At 43.9% G+C, this 18,460-nt stretch carries 17 protein-coding genes and 5 tRNA genes; 3 read left to right on the top strand and 19 right to left on the bottom strand.

From position 1 onward, the window contains the following. Window positions 1-6: 6 nt before the first annotated feature. The 15 genes from L3V43_RS10500 to aspS all read right to left on the bottom strand — a co-directional run bounded on the left by L3V43_RS10500 (window position 7) and on the right by aspS (window position 10,598). Window positions 7-82: transfer RNA gene (locus tag L3V43_RS10500), tRNA-Lys, on the bottom strand. Between the two features lie 155 nt (window positions 83-237). Continuing rightward, window positions 238-313 (bottom strand) — tRNA-Lys (locus L3V43_RS10495). A gap of 29 nt (window positions 314-342) precedes the next feature. Next, a tRNA-Lys gene (locus tag L3V43_RS10490) sits at window positions 343-418 on the bottom strand. Window positions 419-447: 29 nt separating this feature from the next. Beyond that, window positions 448-523, bottom strand: a tRNA-Lys gene (locus L3V43_RS10485). Window positions 524-552: 29 nt separating this feature from the next. Further along, window positions 553-628 (bottom strand) — tRNA-Lys (locus tag L3V43_RS10480). A gap of 149 nt (window positions 629-777) precedes the next feature. Continuing rightward, window positions 778-1,530 (bottom strand): tol-pal system protein YbgF, encoded by a 753-nt coding sequence (gene ybgF, locus L3V43_RS10475; RefSeq protein WP_102057035.1) that lies wholly within the window; start codon window positions 1,528-1,530, stop codon window positions 778-780. Window positions 1,531-1,542: 12 nt separating this feature from the next. Continuing rightward, entirely contained in the window at window positions 1,543-2,079 is a 537-nt protein-coding gene (gene pal / locus L3V43_RS10470; protein WP_010605122.1) for a peptidoglycan-associated lipoprotein Pal, read from the bottom strand. A 40-nt stretch (window positions 2,080-2,119) separates the two neighbouring features. Further along, window positions 2,120-3,478 (bottom strand): Tol-Pal system beta propeller repeat protein TolB, encoded by a 1,359-nt coding sequence (tolB, locus tag L3V43_RS10465; RefSeq protein ID WP_010605123.1) that lies wholly within the window; start codon window positions 3,476-3,478, stop codon window positions 2,120-2,122. A gap of 9 nt (window positions 3,479-3,487) precedes the next feature. Next, on the bottom strand, window positions 3,488-4,429 hold the full coding sequence (gene tolA / locus L3V43_RS10460; protein WP_010605124.1) for a cell envelope integrity protein TolA: 942 nt from the start codon (window positions 4,427-4,429) through the stop codon (window positions 3,488-3,490). Beyond that, window positions 4,429-4,857, bottom strand: coding sequence for a protein TolR (gene tolR, locus L3V43_RS10455; protein ID WP_010377593.1), 429 nt, complete (start codon window positions 4,855-4,857; stop codon window positions 4,429-4,431). The genes tolA and tolR overlap by 1 nt, the downstream gene beginning before the upstream one ends. Continuing rightward, a complete protein-coding gene (tolQ, locus tag L3V43_RS10450; RefSeq protein ID WP_010605125.1) occupies window positions 4,844-5,548 on the bottom strand; it encodes a protein TolQ in 705 nt (234 codons plus the stop codon). Before tolQ ends, tolR begins: the two co-directional genes overlap by 14 nt. Window positions 5,549-6,541: 993 nt before the next feature. Then, window positions 6,542-7,546, bottom strand: a complete 1,005-nt coding sequence (gene ruvB, locus L3V43_RS10445) for a Holliday junction branch migration DNA helicase RuvB (protein ID WP_010605126.1) — start codon at window positions 7,544-7,546, stop codon at window positions 6,542-6,544. A 2-nt stretch (window positions 7,547-7,548) separates the two neighbouring features. Beyond that, window positions 7,549-8,166: a Holliday junction branch migration protein RuvA gene (ruvA, locus tag L3V43_RS10440; protein WP_010605127.1), complete on the bottom strand. Its 618-nt coding sequence runs from the start codon at window positions 8,164-8,166 to the stop codon at window positions 7,549-7,551. Window positions 8,167-8,168: 2 nt separating this feature from the next. Continuing rightward, on the bottom strand, window positions 8,169-8,690 hold the full coding sequence (gene ruvC / locus L3V43_RS10435) for a crossover junction endodeoxyribonuclease RuvC (RefSeq protein ID WP_010605128.1): 522 nt from the start codon (window positions 8,688-8,690) through the stop codon (window positions 8,169-8,171). 123 nt (window positions 8,691-8,813) lie between these two features. Next, window positions 8,814-10,598: an aspartate--tRNA ligase gene (aspS, locus tag L3V43_RS10430; protein WP_102057037.1), complete on the bottom strand. Its 1,785-nt coding sequence runs from the start codon at window positions 10,596-10,598 to the stop codon at window positions 8,814-8,816. 194 nt (window positions 10,599-10,792) lie between these two features. Here aspS and L3V43_RS10425 point away from each other — a divergent pair, with 194 nt between their 5' ends. Further along, the gene (locus L3V43_RS10425; protein WP_266071442.1) at window positions 10,793-11,641 is read left to right on the top strand and encodes a DUF72 domain-containing protein; all 849 of its coding nucleotides are present in this window, start codon (window positions 10,793-10,795) and stop codon (window positions 11,639-11,641) included. Continuing rightward, a complete protein-coding gene (locus L3V43_RS10420; protein ID WP_102057038.1) occupies window positions 11,641-12,147 on the top strand; it encodes a YgjP-like metallopeptidase domain-containing protein in 507 nt (168 codons plus the stop codon). The genes L3V43_RS10425 and L3V43_RS10420 overlap by 1 nt, the downstream gene beginning before the upstream one ends. 27 nt (window positions 12,148-12,174) lie before the next feature. On the opposite strand, the gene L3V43_RS10415 is transcribed toward L3V43_RS10420, so the two are convergent. Further along, window positions 12,175-12,972, bottom strand: a complete 798-nt coding sequence (locus tag L3V43_RS10415; RefSeq protein WP_010377574.1) for a M48 family metallopeptidase — start codon at window positions 12,970-12,972, stop codon at window positions 12,175-12,177. Between the two features lie 231 nt (window positions 12,973-13,203). On the opposite strand from L3V43_RS10415, the gene L3V43_RS10410 reads away from it, so the two are divergent. Then, complete coding sequence (locus tag L3V43_RS10410) at window positions 13,204-14,409, top strand: Bcr/CflA family multidrug efflux MFS transporter (protein ID WP_237116569.1); 1,206 nt, start codon at window positions 13,204-13,206, stop codon at window positions 14,407-14,409. Window positions 14,410-14,464: 55 nt separating this feature from the next. Here L3V43_RS10410 and L3V43_RS10405 read toward each other — a convergent pair whose 3' ends face one another. The 3 genes from L3V43_RS10405 to ovoA all read right to left on the bottom strand — a co-directional run bounded on the left by L3V43_RS10405 (window position 14,465) and on the right by ovoA (window position 18,367). After that, window positions 14,465-15,028 carry a YSC84-related protein gene (locus L3V43_RS10405; RefSeq protein ID WP_010605134.1) on the bottom strand — a complete coding sequence of 188 codons (564 nt, stop codon included), beginning with the start codon at window positions 15,026-15,028 and terminating at the stop codon, window positions 14,465-14,467. A 74-nt stretch (window positions 15,029-15,102) separates the two neighbouring features. After that, window positions 15,103-16,209: an aminotransferase class I/II-fold pyridoxal phosphate-dependent enzyme gene (locus tag L3V43_RS10400; protein WP_237116570.1), complete on the bottom strand. Its 1,107-nt coding sequence runs from the start codon at window positions 16,207-16,209 to the stop codon at window positions 15,103-15,105. A gap of 52 nt (window positions 16,210-16,261) precedes the next feature. Next, window positions 16,262-18,367 carry a 5-histidylcysteine sulfoxide synthase gene (ovoA, locus tag L3V43_RS10395; RefSeq protein WP_237116571.1) on the bottom strand — a complete coding sequence of 702 codons (2,106 nt, stop codon included), beginning with the start codon at window positions 18,365-18,367 and terminating at the stop codon, window positions 16,262-16,264. Window positions 18,368-18,460: the final 93 nt, after the last annotated feature.

Below are 18,460 nucleotides of genomic sequence, written 5' to 3'. Positions count from 1 at the left end.
GTAAAGTGGTGGGTCATGATGGACTTGAACCATCGACCAATGGATTAAAAGTCCACTGCTCTACCAACTGAGCTAATGACCCGCTCAAGCATTAAAAGTGCCATTAATTCATCCTGAAGAGGTGTTCCGGCTCGTCGTCCTGACTCGCGTTCAAAAAGCTGCGAAGCGATACTTCGGTTTTTTTTCACCCAACTGAGCTAATGACCCGCTCAGAATCGAATTCGCAAGCTTATTAAGTGGTGGGTCATGATGGACTCGAACCATCGACCAATGGATTAAAAGTCCACTGCTCTACCAACTGAGCTAATGACCCGCTCAAAATCGAATTCGCAAGCTTATAAGTGGTGGGTCATGATGGACTTGAACCATCGACCAATGGATTAAAAGTCCACTGCTCTACCAACTGAGCTAATGACCCGCTCAAAATCGAATTCGCAAGCTTATAAGTGGTGGGTCATGATGGACTCGAACCATCGACCAATGGATTAAAAGTCCACTGCTCTACCAACTGAGCTAATGACCCGCTCAAACATGAATTCTAAAGCTTATAAGTGGTGGGTCATGATGGACTCGAACCATCGACCAATGGATTAAAAGTCCACTGCTCTACCAACTGAGCTAATGACCCACTTAACGCAGCAGTTTTTTGTTACCAATCGCCTGCTGCGGGCGCTTATAATACTTATTTAAATTTTGAGTGCAACTGAAATAGCTAGTTTTTTTCACTTTTTATGACTAAGCGCCTAATTTTAAGGCACTCAGCTCAAAAAGTGATAACTACATCTTCGCTAAACGCTCTGTTGCCAATTTTGCAGGCGTCGTACTTGGATACTCTTTAATCAATTTATTAAGGAGTGTCTTCGCTTCTGCTGCTTGTCCCTGTTTATGTATAATAGTACCCAGCTTTAACATCGCTTCTGGACGTTTATTCGATTCAGGGAAATTATCAACAACGGTTGCGAAATGAGACTTAGCTTTACCATCGTCAGATTTTATTAAGAATAGCTGACCTAACCAGTAATGCGCGTTCGGCACATATACTGAGTTTGGATACTGCTGCAAGAAACTTTGAAACTCAGGGATCGCCGCATCGTAGCGTTTATCCTTCATTATCATGTTTACAGTACGGTCGTACGCTTCATTCTCTGATAGATTACTGCTAAATGCTTGTTCGGGCGTGACATCTGGCGTTACCGCAGCAGTTGTTTTTGACTGGTCGTAAGCTTGGCTAACGCGATTTTCAATCTCTTGATACAGCTCACGTTGACGTTGTAGCACTTTTTCAAGCTTATAGCTTTGCTCTTCCGTCACACCGCGTACTTGGCTTACTTCTTCTTGCAGCAGATTAAGTTGTTGCTGTAACTCAGCCTGTAGCAAATTGCGAGTTCTCATCATACTCTCAAGTTGAGAGACACGTTCTTCCAGTGTTTGATTTGAATTTGCAGCTTCTGAAACAGGAGCGGGAGCAGCCCAAACTTGGGCGCTCCCGCTCATGAGTAAGAATGCTGCCAAAATAGTATTCGGCTTCATAATAACTCTTTCTTAGTACACCAATACCGCGCGGCGGTTCTTAGCGAATGCTTCTTCTGTACGTGACTTCACCAAAGGTTTCTCTTCACCGTAGCTCACTACAGAAATTTGGCTGTCAGAAACACCAAGGCTTTGAAGGTACTTAGCTACTGCCTTACCACGGCTTTCACCTAGCGCGATGTTGTACTCAGGCGTACCACGCTCGTCTGCGTGACCTTCTACTAGTACTTTCACACTTGGGTTTTTCACTAGGAAATCAGCGTGCGCTTGAAGTAATTCGGCGTACTTACTCTGAATAGTAGATTTATCGAAATCGAAGTATACGATCTGTTCTTGACGTAGTGCTTCGTATTTCTCTCGTAGTTTTTCTTCTGCTGATTTCTCACGAGAAATAGTGTTTACGTCAACAGTGTTATTATCTTGATTGGTTGCCGCTTGATTGCTTTCGCTCGCCGCGCCCTCGTCAACACTTGAAGATGAGCTACATGCTGCAAGTGTCATCACTGGCAACGCGACCATTAAGGCTTTTAGAGTTTTGTTAAGTTGCATCGAGTATATTCCTATATCTTTATAAATCTAACCAGCAAAATTACTGTAAAAACGGCGACCAGGCTGGTGCCTTAACTTGGCCATCCAAGACAGGTAACCTTGCCTTAAAACGACCATCCATAGACACCAATGCCAATACCTGCTTATTATTGTGCAAGGTGCTGTATATTATCATCGAGCCATTTGGTGCAATACTCGGAGACTCATCTAATCTCGTACGAGTGAGAACTTGAAACAGCCCGGAATCTAATTCTTTTTTCGCAATGTGGTAACGGCCAAGCGTGCGGTTAACCATAATCAGACGCTTTCCATCTGGTGTGATCGAACCTGCTAAGTTCATGTCGCCGTCGAACGTCACTCGCTTAGACCTACCAGTTTTTAAATTTAACTTATAAATCTGAGCATTACCACCCCTTTCAGATGTATACACAATTTCTTGACCGTTTGGGTGCCAAGAAGGCTCAGTATCTATACTACGGTGTCGAGTTAAGCGTGTTTCTTGACGAGTTTTAAGGTCAATTAGATAAACTTCTGTCGCACCACCTGAGTCCTTAGAGAGTACCGCAAGTAATTTAGTTCCATCAGGAGAAAACTGTGGCGCACCATTAATACCTGGATGGCTAGTGATCAGTTCACGCTTTCCTGTATAGATATCTTGAATGTAAATTTGGGATTGGCGATTTTCAAAAGTCACGTACGCAAGTTTGTTTGCATCTGGCGACCAAGCAGGCGACATTAACGGCTCTTTTGAGCGCAATAACACCTGCTCGTTGTAACCATCATAATCGGCAACAACTAATTGGTATGGCTTATCCTGTCCGTCACGCACGATAATGTAGGCAATCTTAGTTCTAAATGCGCCTCGCTCACCTGTTAAAGCTTCATATACTACGTCGCTAATTTGGTGCGCGTAATTTCTAAAGCCTGTACTGCTAACAATACTTTGGCGTCCTTCAAGCACATGATCGTCGCTTTGCATTAAGCGACCATTCGACATTATGCGAGTTTCACCACCGGTCAGCTGTGCTCTGATCACGTCAATCAGTTCATACTTTACCAAGTAACGTCCAGCAGATTGCTGGGTCACGGTGCCTACAACTACCGCTTCAACCCCTGCATCGACCCATGCAGCGTAGTCGATTTCCGAGTCAGTTGTTGGTAATTGAGGCATGTCAGCCTCGGCAACAGGCTTAAATTTACCGCTGCGCATCAAGTCTGCAGAAATAACGTCACTTAAACTCGACGGCATTTCACCAGTGCCATTATATTTAAATGGTACAATTGCGATGGGTCTAGCACTGTCTACCCCTTCTGTTATCACAATTTCAAGTGCGGCTTGCGCAAACTGTGAAACACCCAGAGTAAAAACCAGCAATAAGGTTGTGAACTTCTTTAGCATGTTCGTCCTTTAAAAATTTGGTTTAATTGTTAAATTGATATTCTTAAGCTGTTCAAACACGTCTTTATCTTTAGAAACAGGTAAAGTATCTGCCATTTTCACAGCACGGATAGCGGCTTCACATACAAGCTTATCGCCACCCAATGACTCTACATGCGTCACAAGGCCATTGAAGGCAAGACGAATGTTTACTCGGCATTGTTTACCTTTCATTGTTTCATCAATAAGCAAGTTTGCTTGAATGCGTTGCATAATAAGCGCTTTAAACTTATCCACTTCGCTCAATACTTGCTGTTGACGGATCTTAGCTCTTGCTGCCTGCTCTTTGGCAAGCTGGTCACGCAGCATTTGTTCTTCAAGTGCCTTTTGACGTTGACGCTCCGCTTCTTCAGCTTTTCGTTTTTCCTCAGCTTCGCGACGTTTCCTCGCCTCTTCGGCCTTTCTTAAGCGATCTTCCTCAGCTTGGCGTTGGGCAGCAGCCTTTTTAGCAGCTTCTTCCGCAGCGGCTTTTTCAGCTCTCGCTTTATCAGCCTGTTCACGTTGCTTTTTCTCAATTTCGCGAGCGCGTTTAGCTTGCGCCTCAGCTTGGCGAGTCTCTTCCAACTTAGCTTGACGCTCTTGCTCCAGCTTTTTTATGCGCCGAGCTTCGGCTTCACGGTCTTTTCTGGCTTGCTGTGCTCGCTGTTCAAGATCGCGAATACGGCGATCTTCAGCAGCTTGCTTTTCTTCTTCACGCTTTTTTAAATCAGCAATCTTTTTCTCAACCGCTTGCTGATCAACCGACACTGCAGAAACCGCCCTTTCAGGCTTTTGATCTTTCTGCTGTGGATTTAAGGTGACTTCCATCACAGTAGGTGTTTCAACTTGAAAATTTGCCGTAGCAAATAGCAGACCGCCAATCGCGCCATGAAGCAATACTGACTTAACTACGCTGCTAGATAATGAACTCATTACTCATCCTCAAATGATTTAGTCATTAAGCCAACAGAAGGAACACCCGCTTTTTTCAAGAAGTCCATTAAATAGAGTACTTCTTGATATGACACTCTGCCTGAACCTTTGATCATCACAGGAGTATCTGGATTTTGTTCTAACTTTAGTTTAATCACCGCAGCTACTTCTACGGCATCCATCGGTGCTTCAGGATCGGTACCGACAGTAACAAAATAGCGACCTTCAGCATCAATGGTTGCAATAATCGGTGGCGAGTCTTTGGTTTCAACCAATTCAGACTCTTCCATCTGAGGTAAGTCTACTTTTACGCCGTGTTGGATAAGTGGAGCCGTTGCCATAAAAATGATTAACAGCACCAACATAACATCAATATAAGGAACGACGTTGATCTCCGCGACGGGACGACGTCTCTTACGCTGATACATTTTGTTTTGCCTCTACTTGTGTTGCAGCCTGACGATAAAGAATGTTAGCGAACTCTTCCATAAAGTTAATGTACTGAGTTTCTAGCTTTTCTACATTTTTGGCAAATCGGTTATACGCCATAACCGCTGGAATTGCCGCAAACAGACCCATGGCTGTTGCAATCAACGCCTCAGCAATACCTGGTGCAACCATTTGCAGTGTCGCTTGTTTCACTTCGCCAAGCGCGATGAAAGCATTCATGATCCCCCAAACAGTACCAAATAGACCGATATAAGGACTGATAGAGCCAACTGTCGCTAAGAAAGAGAGGCTCGATTCTAACTTTTCAATTTCACGAGAAAGCGCGACACGCATTGAACGGTGAGTACCTTCAACAACAATCGAAGGAGATTGGATATTGCCTTTTTTATGCTTTGCAAATTCTTTAAAGCCGGATACAAATAACGCTTCTAACCCTGTTGCACTACCAGCCCTTGCAGCTATTTCATTATAGAGTTTGCTAAGATCCATACCGGACCAAAATTTTTGCTCGAAATTCTTTGATTGGCTTTGGGCTTGAGAAATGACAGTTTTACGTTGAAAAATAATTGCCCAAGAAGCAATAGACAATCCCACCAGGGTCAACATTACAAGTTGTACCAAAAAACTGGCTTTTAAAATTAGATCGACAAAATTTAGTCCCGATTCCACGTTATTATACTCCCAAAAGTGTTTCGGCAATGGTAGCCATTTATATTCTTGCGCTCTACTGAGCAATATCTAGAGATAGACTAGATTTACTACCAAAAGGTTCAGCTAGTTTAACCACACTACAAATACCTTACAATCTCAATACTGCGAATTCATTGTATTTGACGATAAATAGAGCAAAACAGTGTAACTCCCTTTGCTTTACCCAAACTTAAGCAAATTCGGCAATCTCCATCACAGTCTCTAAATATGACCCAAAACTGCATAAAATAGGAGTTTTATGCACAAATAGAGAATAAAACCTCAAAAAACAGATTGGTCTTACCAATTAACAACAGATTATCTAATATTTACATTTTGCGCATTTAACATACAACCCCATATTTTACATGAACTTATACAAATACATCGCCACATTTAAGCTCACTTTTTAGCCTTAATAAAAATTCTGATATTAGTTTTTTTTATCTGAAAAAAGAATTTTTCTAGTTTGATGAAAAACCAAAACCTCTTTAATATACACCCTGTACTGAGCGAGCAGCTGAAGTTTCAGCAAAGCACAGTTACTTGCAATAGGATTCTGATTTTTCGTATTGCTTAGATGATGCATTTTGTGGATAAAACCCAAAGTAACTCATCTTGTTCCCTGGATTACTTCCTTCAACTTGTTGTTTTGCCCGCATTATTTGCGGGCTTTTTTTTGCCTGAAATTTGGTGCACGCCCCTTATTACTCTCCTCGTTTTCTTTAACACTCGATTATTTTGCGGTTTTTATTTAGCACTTGGTTTAAAGGACGAGGCAGTCTACAAATAGTTTAAGCAACGTATAACACACAGGTAAATTACTTCAGCGGTAATGAGTCTTGCTTGAATTGAGCTGATACAAAATTATGGATTTATGCAAACGTGATTTGCAAAACTCTAATGTAGAAATGAAATAGCCGAGTGAATACTCGGCTATGAAGAACAAAGGTGTTTGTTACCCAGCTTGGATTATTCTGGCTTGCTTAGCTCAAAATGCATATAGGCTTTATCAGAGACAATACGTCCTCTTGGCGTGCGTTGAATAAAGCCTTGTTGGATCAAAAATGGTTCTATCACATCTTCGATGGTTTCTTTTTCTTCTCCAATCGCCGCAGCAAGGTTATCAAGACCAACCGGGCCACCGGTAAACTTTTCTATGATTGCCAGCAGATATTTGCGATCCATATAATCGAAGCCACATTTATCAACATCGACCATATCCAGCGCCAAGTGTGCAATCTCTTCAGTGATAGAGCCATCGCCCTTCACTTCAGCAAAGTCTCTTACCCTGCGTAGTAAACGATTTGCTATTCGTGGTGTACCGCGCGCTCGACGCGCCACTTCAGTTGCACCTGACTCGCTGATCTCTAGATTTAAATGATGCGCTGAGCGCGTTACAATCGAAGACAAATCCGCAACCGAGTAAAACTCCAAGCGCTGCACAATACCAAAACGATCTCTTAATGGTGAGGTTAATGAGCCGGCACGTGTCGTTGCACCAACCAAAGTAAAAGGCGGTAAATCCAGTTTAATCGAGCGTGCTGCAGGGCCTTCACCAATCATGATGTCCAATTGGTAGTCTTCCATAGCGGGATAGAGAATTTCTTCCACCTGAGGGCTTAAACGATGGATCTCATCAATAAATAACACATCCCCTTCTTCAAGGTTAGTGAGCAATGCGGCCAAGTCTCCCGCTTTTTCAAGCACAGGTCCCGAGGTGGTTTTTATATTAACCTCAAGCTCGTTTGCGACAATGTTCGCAAGCGTGGTTTTACCTAAACCCGGCGGACCAAATATCAGCAAGTGATCTAAGGCTTCCTGTCTTGAACGTGCCGCCGCTATAAAAATTTCCATTTGCTTTTTGACATGCGGCTGACCGGTATAATCATTTAGTAATTTAGGTCTAATCGCCCTATCTACTAAATCTTCATTACCTTGGATCTCAGGTTCAATTAATCTATCTGCTTCAATCATAGTTACATCATCGATTTAAGAGCGTCTTTAATGATACTCTCGGTCGTCATGCCTTCTCTGTTTACGGCTTTTACCGCTTTTTGTGCTTGAACTTGTTTATACCCTAATGCCATTAAGGCTGCAATCGCTTCATCTGCTGGGGTATCACTTACCGTCGGATGCTCTTGCGGCGCAAGTACAGCGGCATCGCTAAACGGTGTGAGTAAGTCATTGCCAAAGTCTTTTAGCTTATCTTTCATTTCAAGCACTAGGCGCTCAGCGGTCTTTTTACCAACTCCTGGGATCTTAACCAAAGTCGTTGCATCGCCATGATTCACGCAGCTAACAAATTGCTCTGCCGACATGCCCGACAAAATTGCAAGTCCGAGCTTTGGACCGACTCCGTTTGCTTTAATTAACGTGCGAAACAATGCACGTGCTATCTTGGTATTAAAACCAAACAGTAACTGCGCATCTTCACGCACCACAAAGTGAGTAAATACGGAAACCGGCTCGCCCACGCTCGGTAATTCATAAAAACAGGTCATTGGCATTTGTACCTCATAACCTATACCTGCAACATCAATTAATATCTCTGGTGGCTGCTTTTCTAACAGTGTTCCGCTTAATTTTCCTATCATCGTTATCTCAACCTTCCTCTTACGGTTTTACGCGCTGCGCCTGCCATTTTTATTAAGTTTTGCCTTGAGTGCGCGTGACAAATCGCCACCGCCAACGCATCTGCTGCATCAGCTTGGGGTGTGCCTGGCAATTTTAATATGCGCTTTACCATTTCCTGTACTTGGGCTTTGTCTGCACCACCGGTACCCGCAACGGCTTGTTTAACTTGCCTTGCCGAATATTCACTCACAACCACTGACTGCATGGTCGCTGCAACAATGGCCGCACCTCGCGCTTGACCAAGTTTTAAGGCTGAGCTTGGATTATGCGCAACGAACACTTGCTCAATCGCAAAGTCGCTCGGCGAAAACTGCTCTATGAGCTGTGTGATCCCTTGATAGATCATTTTTAATCGAGTGGGAAAGTCATGTTCACCAACTTTAATGCAACCGCTCCCCAAATATTGGAACTTTGCACCTTGGTGAGCAATCACACCATAGCCTGTAAATCTTGACCCCGGATCAATTCCTAAAATGACAGCCAAACGCATCGTCTCTTGGTTTTTTGGTTATAATGCCAAAATACTGTATAGATTACCAGTTATAAGCTAGTTCATCTGATCAAAAAAGGCGACCTAAGTCGCCTCTTTTACATCAGGTTGACGAACTTACTCGCCTTCACCTTGCTCTGTTAACTGCTTTTCTATTGAGATAGCAAGCTCTTTTAGCGCATCTGGGTTTGCAGGGCTTGGCGCATCAGTCATCAAGCACGACGCTTGCGTCGTTTTCGGGAACGCAATAACGTCACGGATGTTGTCAGTGCCACACAGTAGCATCACCAAACGGTCAAGACCGAATGCCAAACCTGCGTGCGGAGGCGTGCCATACTTCAGAGCATCAAGTAAGAAACCAAACTTCTCTTGCTGCTCAGACTCTTCAATGCCTAGGATCCTGAACGCAGCCTGTTGCATTTCGTTGTTGTGAATACGAACCGAACCGCCACCGACTTCGTAGCCGTTAAGTACCATATCGTATGCATCAGAAAGTGTACCTGCTGGATTTGCTTCAAGGTCCGCAGCACTTACGCCTTTAGGCGCGGTAAACGGGTGGTGTACCGCGTGTAGGTTACCTTCGTCGTCTTCTTCGAACATCGGGAAGTCAACAACCCAAAGTGGTGCCCACTTAGTTAGATCTGTGATTTCTAAATCAAGACCAATCTTCAGACGTAGCGCGCCCATCGCTTCGTTTACAGTATTACGCTTGTCTGCGCCGAATAGAATAATGTCACCTGTGTTTGCGCCTGTGCGCTCAAGCAGTGCATTGATCACTTCTTCATTCAAGAACTTAGCGATTGGTGACTGTACGCCCTCGATACCCGCATCACGGTCGTTCACTTTCATCCAGGCAAGGCCTTTCGCACCGTAAATACCTACAAACTTAGTGTATTCATCGATTTGCTTACGTGAAAGTTGTGCGCCACCAGGTACTGATAGTACTGCAACACGACCTTTTTCGTCATTCGCAGGGCCACTTAGTACTTTAAATTCAACGTCTTTTACGATGTCTGCAACGTCGATAAGCTCAAGCGGGTTACGTAGGTCTGGTTTATCCGAACCATATTTGCTCATCGCTTCGCTGTATGGCATCACAGGGAACTCACCCAAATCCACATCTAGGAAAGACTGCCACATTTCACGGATCATTTTTTCTGTCACGCCACGAACTTGGTCTGAACTCATAAATGACGTTTCGATATCTATCTGAGTGAACTCTGGCTGGCGATCGGCACGTAAGTCTTCATCACGGAAACACTTTACGATTTGATAGTAGCGGTCAAAACCAGACATCATTAGTAGCTGCTTAAATAGCTGTGGCGACTGCGGTAGCGCATAGAAACTGCCTTTGTGGACACGACTTGGTACTAGATAGTCGCGTGCACCTTCAGGTGTCGCTTTCGTTAGTACTGGCGTTTCAATGTCTAAGAATGCATTTTCATCCAAGAAACGACGCACAAAGCTACTCGCTTTCGCACGCATTTTAATGCGATCGCTCATTTCTAGACGACGTAGGTCTAAATAACGGTACTTAAGACGACGCTCTTCAGAGTTTTGCTGATTGAAGTCAAGCGGTAATGGTTCTGAACGGTTGATAATGGTTAAGCCAGTGCCTAAGATCTCAACTTCACCGGTTGCCATGTCTTTGTTTACTTGGCTTTCAGGACGCGCACGGACAACACCTTTGATCTGAACACAGAACTCTTGGCGCAACGTATTCGCTTTATCCATTAAGCCTTCCACTTCAGGATCGAATACCACTTGCACAAGCCCTTCTCTATCTCTTAAATCGACAAAGATTAGGCCGCCAAGGTCACGACGTTTATTGATCCAACCACATAGTTCAACTTCCTGATCTACATGGCTCTTATTTAGTTTTCCGCAGTATATAGAGCGCATAAAATTCCTGTCAGTCCAGTTTGCTCTTACGACTAATCACTTCTCACCACACAATATGAATTCACAGTATTGGTAAGCCAGTCGCTAAGACTCATTTTCAATAACCGCCAATTATATAAAAATACGCTGCATTGTCATCCTCAATCTAAGGATCTGATACACTATTCACACATTTAATCGTTGTTTTGATCACTATGTTGTATCTGGGTTGCCCACAATGGAGTAGCGCACACTGGAAAGGTCGAGTATTTTCCAGCCATTGTAGTGCCACAAATATGCTCAAAGAGTATGGCCAAATTTTTAATAGCGTTGAAGGCAATACGACTTTTTATGCCGATCCAAATCCGCAGACCGTATTAAAATGGCTAGAACAAGTGCCCGATGACTTTCGCTTTACGTTTAAAATTCCTAAGCGTTTTAGTCATGAAATGGCACTTAGCCACTGCCAAGATGAATTATTGGCTTGGTGTAAAAACATGGCGCCGCTGTTTCCTAAATTAGGCGTGTTAATGCTGCAATTACCTGCGCAGTTTGCGCCTGAACATATAAATAAAATGCGACAATTTTTATCTTGGTTGCCCAAAGCGCTAACTGTTGGTGTTGAAATACGGCATTGGGACTTTTATCGCAAAGGCGATGCTGAGCGCAGATACAACCAATATTTAATCGAAAATAACTACAACCGCATCGTGATGGATACTCGCGCACTCTTCAGCGAGCCTGCCAGTACCCCTGCGATAGTAGATGCACAGCAAAAGAAGCCGCGATTACCTGTGCATGCAATTGCCACTGGAGACAGCCCTATTCTGCGATTTGTTGGTTGCTCTCAGCTTGAGTCTAATAGAGACTTTTATCAGCCTTGGTTAACTAAACTCAATCAATGGCTCAGCGAAGGTAAATCACCTTATGTGTTTTTCCATACCGCAGACAATTTTGATGCGCCATTTTTAGCAAGACAATTTATCGCTGATTTAGAGATACATCATCAAGTAAGCAATCCATTCCCCGCTGAAAAAGAAGCAAAGCAAGAGGCGCTGTTTTAATGTCCCATCCCTATTTTTTAAACTACTCAGAGCAAGTCCAGACTCAAGTCACTCAATTAATAGAGAGCAAGCGACTCAGTGCTTTTTTCAAAAGCCGCTATCCTGAAGCGCATCAAATCAAAAGCGATAAGCTACTTTACGAATATGTGGAAGGATTAAGACAGCAGTACTTAAAAAATACCCCACGGGTATCGCAGGCCAAGTTTGAGAAGCGCAACAATATGGTATTGAATGCGTTAGGAACCCATACGTTCAAAACCACACGACACGGGCAAAAACAAAAAACGTCGCACCAAATACACATCGCAGCACAGTTAAAACACGCACCCGAGGCAGTGCTACGAGCATTGGTTGTACACGAGCTAGCGCACTTTAAAGAGAAAAACCATAACAAGGCGTTTTACAAGCTTTGTCAGCATATGGAACCCCACTATCATCAACTTGAGCTAGAGTTACGGCTATTTATGCTGATGTGTGAAACAGAAGGCAACACCAATTACACTTAACTTAAGGGTAATTGGTGTTTTGAGAAATTAGCGTTTACAGCTTGGTGCAAAACCACCCGTACGCGCTTTGTTAGCGGTTGCTTGGGCAGTTGTCATGTTTGCTTGTAATTGCTTAATTCGATTTTCAGGCGCAGGGTGCGTCGACATAAATTCTGGTGGACGCTGTTCGCTCATTTTCGCCATATTTTGCCAAAGCGCAACCGAGCCTTCAGGGTTAAAGCCAGCCTTGGCCATTAGATCTAAGCCGATAACGTCCGCTTCGCTTTCATGAGAGCGGCTAAATGGCAGCGCGACACCATACTGCGCGCCAAGACCTAATCCCTGCATAATGGCATTGCGATATTCGATATTATTCATTTCAAGCACCGCCGCCCCTGCTTGCAGGCCAAACTGCAACACACTGTTTTGCGATACGCGCTCATTAGCGTGTTCAGCAATAACATGTCCTACTTCATGGCCCATCACCGCAGCAAGTTGATCTTGGTTTTCTGCAACTTTGAGAATCCCCGTATGAACCCCGATTTTGCCGCCGGGTAGTGCAAATGCATTAGCAGAGTCATCTTCAAATACCACAACTTCCCATTGCTGGTTTGCGTAGTTTGCTGGGAGTTGTGCTATTAAGGCATTTGCAATACACTTAACGTAGCGATTGGTTTTAGCATCAGTATCAACTTTTTGCTCTTGCTTCATTTGTTCAAAGCTTGCAACACCCATTTGGTCCATTTGCTGCTCGGAATAGAGTGCTAACTGAGTGCGTCCGGTAGGCGATGTTTTGCAGCCAGCAAGCGTTGCTGCCACAGCTATCGCGAGAACCAGTTTTTTCATAACTTGTTCCTTTTCTTATTTTATAACTTAAGTTTCTCTAAGTTTACCGCAATTTCGTCACTTAACGAGACTAACTTAGTACAATATAAAAAATTTTTCATGAACTTCTGCTGATCAGAACGCCGTCTTTTCGTTGCTCCACTCTAGTGCACCGAGTTCCATTTCCATATAAAGCGTCTCTGATTGGTGTATTTATTCTGCTTAACATTAACAAGGTAACAATACCAACCTATGAAGTCATCAACACTCCCAGCAATACTCTTGCCATTACTGGCTAGTATTGTCGCGATAACGCCTTTGGCTATCGACTTGTATCTCCCCGCGATGCTTGCGATTGCAGACAGCTTGAATAGCCCGCTTGAGCAAGTACAGGTTTCTCTTAGTAGCTATTTAGCAGGTTATGCTGTCGGCATGATGGTGTTTGGCCCCCTTGCTGATAGATTCTCAAGACAGACGTTAGCTATTTGGGGCTTGGTCGGCTTTACCGCATCGTCAATTGGGCTTGCGCTAACGAATGACATCGATATGTTTTGCTTCTTACGTGTTGTTCAAGCATTTTGTGGTGCCGCAGCGACTGTCGTTGTACCAGGCGTGATCCGCTATTATTACAAAGAACACACAGCCAAAGGGATGTCTTATGTTTCGATGATCATGATGATCGCGCCACTTATTGCTCCCTCTCTTGGTGCGTTGATCTTGTTGTACTTTGATTGGCACGCCATTTTTTGGTTTTTAGCGGTTTATGCAATACTCGTTATCATCGCATTACAGTTTTTCTGTATTGCAATCCCGACCAAAGCTGATGTACCGCTTAGCTTATCGTTTTTCTTAAAAAACTACCGCATTGTATTAACACAAAAGAAGGCCCGCTACGATATTCTTTCTTCGATGCTGGCATCATTCGCATTCTTTTGCTTTTTAACCTCAGTTTCGTTTATCTATCTTGAATATTATGGTGTGTCGGAGCAGCTGTTTGGAGTGTTATTCACCATGAATGTGATTGCATTGATGCTCGGTAACTTTGCCAACACGCGTTTAGTGCCAAGGCTTGGTTCTAGGAAAATGCTCAATATCGGTCTTACTATTGGTATCGTCTTCGCGACACTACTGGTCATACTCAGCAGCCAATCAGTCTCGGTTTGGGTGCTAGCTTCTGCCATTGCACCTTTGATGATGAGTTTGGGGATCATTGCCAGCAACGCTGATGCGCTGATATTACTGGGCTTTGAGCATCAAACCGGTACCGCTACCGCGGTGATAGGCACGCTACGATTTGGTAGCGGCGCTTTGGTCGGCCCCTTACTTGCACTCGCGGTTCCTGAGTCACCTTTGCCGTTCTCAAGCTTTATGTTCGCTGCCATTGTGCTGACTATCGTCTGCCAATTGTTAAATAGGCGTTTTGAGAAAAGTCTCAACGCCACAGAAATCAAAGAGTAAATCACAAAAAGCCCCGACTTGCGGGGCTTTTCTCTAAAATCGTTATTATATCAGGTTAATTTAGCTCTTTATCTTTCCAGAACTTAGTGCCTTTTACTGTTGCTTGCAGTGCCAAACCACTTTCAGTAAAGGTGTACACAGTAACATCACCATAATAGGCTTCGCCTTCTACCGACGCACCTTTTTTAGCGGCTTTCGCTGCAGCATCTGCATTTCCGCCAAACGTCCAGCCTGAAGTAACAAACTTATTCATTGCTTCAGGAGTATGGAATACCATCACAATACGATAATCTTTTACACCTAGACCAAGGCCTACACCACCTTCAGCCATATTCATATAAGTGTTACTTCCTACCGTATTATCGTGTACGACACCGTAACCTGTTCCAGCTGCAACAAATAGCAGATTAATATTGGCATTAGAAAAAACAGCATAGCCCGGCGCTGCCGCAATTTGCGAACGCGTATCTGGCTTTTTGCTGTAGAGCTGAGTAAGTACATCGTTTTTCATATCTAGGATGGCACGTTGCTTTTCAACCTTGTCACCATCGCCCATTGAAGCACATGCACTAAGCATGACGGCCAAAAAGCCAGCCATTAAATGTTTAACGTTTACCATAGGTTTTTCCTTTCCTGCATTAATTGAAAATAACACTGCCTATCATAGACGCTTAGTTTGAATGCTGGATTAATTTAGAGGTATGTTTCGAGCCTTGCCAAACCAGCGGCAAAGTTACGCTTACCCGTTCCTAAACGAAAGTAGCACTCGCTCTCCAATAGAAATAACTTTGCGGGTAACAATAGCGTATTCGAGGTCTCTGCAAATTGACGTGACCACTTTTCAGAGTCCCTTACTGAATTAATCTTCAGCAATGACAACACACCTCCACGAGGCTCAACCCAAGTCACTTTTTGCGAGTATAAACTGACAAATTCACGCATCAATTGGACGTTATTTGCGATGATTTTCGCATTATGCGCTAAGATAGTTTCACTATGCAGTAATGCAGTCGTCGCCAATAAATCATCCACTTTACTGCCACAAATGCTTAAGTAGCTTTTACCGGCCAACAGCGCATCTGCTAGTGCTTTCGAACCGCAAATTGCCCACCCTACTCGGATGCCAGGCAAGCCCATACTTTTAGATAATACGCCTAACGTAATCGACCGCGGATAAGCCGAAAAACGCCCACCTGCGGCGCGGTCATCGCCATGGCTCTGTGCTGATACTTCATCACTTAATATGTAAGCACCACACTGCTCTGCCAGTTGTTGTATTTGTCCAACTTCATTGTCAGTCAAGCCTGCGCCCGTTGGATTATGAGGAGCATTGACGATAATGAGTTTGGTTTTTGTCGTCACTGCGTTTTTGAGTCTTTCTATATCAACCTGCCAGTTGTCCTCTTCTCGCAATGCCACCGTGTTGACGATAGCGCCAAACTGTTTGGGAAGTGTTGCAAGCGATGGGTAACTTGGCGTACAGACCACCACCTCATCTTGTGGGTCTAGTAATTGCGCCATCGTAGTGAAAATAGCTTCTTGAGCACCGCTAAATGACACGATTTGATTAAGATCCACACATGCCGTCGTCGGCAGATGATAAGCTTTAATCGCCGCTTTTAGCCCTTCACTGCCCGCAATTGGATTGTAACCCAGTTCAATGTCTGGCATTTTACCGCCACCAAGCTCAATAAGTTCACCAAGCGTGACACCTTGAGCGCAGGAATCACTCAAGTTGATGTCGATGGGAGTAGCCAAGCTTTGACTAAACTTAATGTGATCGGGTAATACTAATTCCATTCTCTAACCTAAAAAGTCATGCCAGCACTTTGGCTGGCATGTATATCAACGACTATTTAAGACGCCATAGCGTAAGTTGGCATCGCTCTAGTTCAACTTTACGTGCGTTTTTGCTTATGGCGGACATTACTTCATCTTCAGCCAACAGTTCAAAATCTCGTCCCAGTAAAATTTCTAAACCATCACGGCCCGTGACGTTCTCACCACTGACCTTATAACCGCCCAACCAGTTTTGTGCTTGGGTTAGCGCTTTGTCCCACTGATAGGCTGAGCTTATCGCAAGGATCCCGCCTGCATTCAAGCGCGATTTAATTTGGTTTAAAAAGGTTTTTGGTGAATATAAGTATTCCACAACACGATGACACAAGATTAAGTCATACTCGGCGAATTGTGGTTTAAGGTTATGCCCATCCCCTTGGCAGAAATGGATACGCTCACTGAGTTCATTAAAACCTAATTGCGAAGTAGACACTTCGTGGAAGTCCACAATTTCACCTTCAATCTCGGTAGCAAAGCGTACCGGCGTACCTTCTTTTAAGGCCAACGCGTGTTGAATATTGCGCGCAGTAAAATCAATGCCATCTACTTGAGTAAAGTGTTTCGCTAATTCAAAACTTGCACGACCGACCGAGCAACCCAAATCCAGCGCTTTATCTGTATTACCTTGATAATGCACCATTAGCTGTGAAACAACACTTTGCAATGGATTGCCAAAATGCATAACAGGCTTGCCGTAGTGGCTATGTAGCGCATTGGCAACGTCCGCATCCATTTCACACAGGTTGACCTTTTGCACTGGCACTTGTGGGCTCTCACTTTCGATGTATCTAAATCCGGCATGTTGGAAGAAGTGGCGTCTAAAGGCATAACGAGAATCTCGCACGGCTTCGTTACCTGTAGAAATCCAAGAACCACCTTTGATCAGATTGTGTTTACCGTCAAAAGTAGGGGTTGAGAAATCATCGTATAAAGGGTGCACTTTAAAGCCGCAGTATGCGTCGATCGGACTTTCCGTCCATTGCCAAACATTGCCGATGATGTCGAATAAGCCTTCAGTTTCAAAACGATTAACCGGACAGCTTGAAGCACATACCTCAAGGTTGATGTTTCCCGGCGCTTCGCTCCATGTCGGCAGATCAACATCAAGCTTATCGCGTAGTACTTGCCACTCAGCTTCTGTTGGTAAGCGTACAAAGTGCTCACTTTGCTCAGACTTCCAGTTACAAAAAGCCTTCGCTTCAAGGTAATTAACCTCAACTGGCCAATTGAGTGGTAATGGGATTTCTTCGGCTAAGTTTCGTTGCCAAAAGCCTGTGTCTTTTTTTACCCAAAAGCGCGGCATGGTTGATTTAGTTGAAGCCAGCCAAGCTTGACCTTCAGCCGTCCAAAACTTAGGCTGCTTGTAGCCACCAGCTTCGACAAAGGTTAAAAACTCTTGGTTTGAAACCACATATTTACTGGCCTTGAATGGTGCCACTTTGACGTCTTGTACACCATATTCGTTATCCCAACCGTAGGTTTGATTTGATTCAGGTTTACCGAGGCGAACATCACAACCGCTTACTGAGATTAGGTTGTTGTCAGGTGCATCACCGTACTCATCACACGCTTCCCAACCGGGTTGTAAAGTCAAGTCAGCCAGCGGCAGCATCCGCATTATTACAGAAGAGGTTTCTAGGTGGATACGTTCGTGTTCAATCCCCATTAGGACAACCCACGCAAGGCTATCTTGAGTGATTGGTAGGGTAATATCCATCTCATCGATTAACCCGTTAATAAGTGCATTCACTTGTTGGCGATAAGCACGCACTTCTGGCACTGTTGGCCAATCGTAATTATTGCTATCAAGGTCATCCCAAGACATTTCGTCTACGCCAACTGCACAGGTAGATTCAATGTGTGGATTAACGCGTTGAGTGATATATTTCCCTAACATCAACTTATTAACGTAAAAACAAGCGGTATGACCGAAATAGAAAATGAGCGGATGCCGTAACCGCTCTGCCTTCACAAAATAGGCGTCGTCATTGTTGATATTGCTAAATAATGATTCGTACTGCTGCCAGCTATTGTTGAAGTATGCTTTGATCTCAGCGCGCTTTTTCTCCACGTCGCCACCTGAAAGCCAGATTGGCTTTAATGTATTTGGTCTTTCCATACAATTATCTTCTTTAAACTTGCTACTTCGATACATACACCATTTCAATGCATGCAGCTTTTAAACTTTGCTCACTTTGCCACTTAATGCCAA

The organism is Pseudoalteromonas sp. L23 (assembly GCF_021728455.1).
In the GTDB taxonomy this organism is placed as follows: Bacteria; Pseudomonadota; Gammaproteobacteria; order Enterobacterales; family Alteromonadaceae; genus Pseudoalteromonas.
The sequence above is the reverse complement of the archived record's forward strand: the minus strand, read 5'-3'. Positions and strand labels throughout refer to the sequence as shown.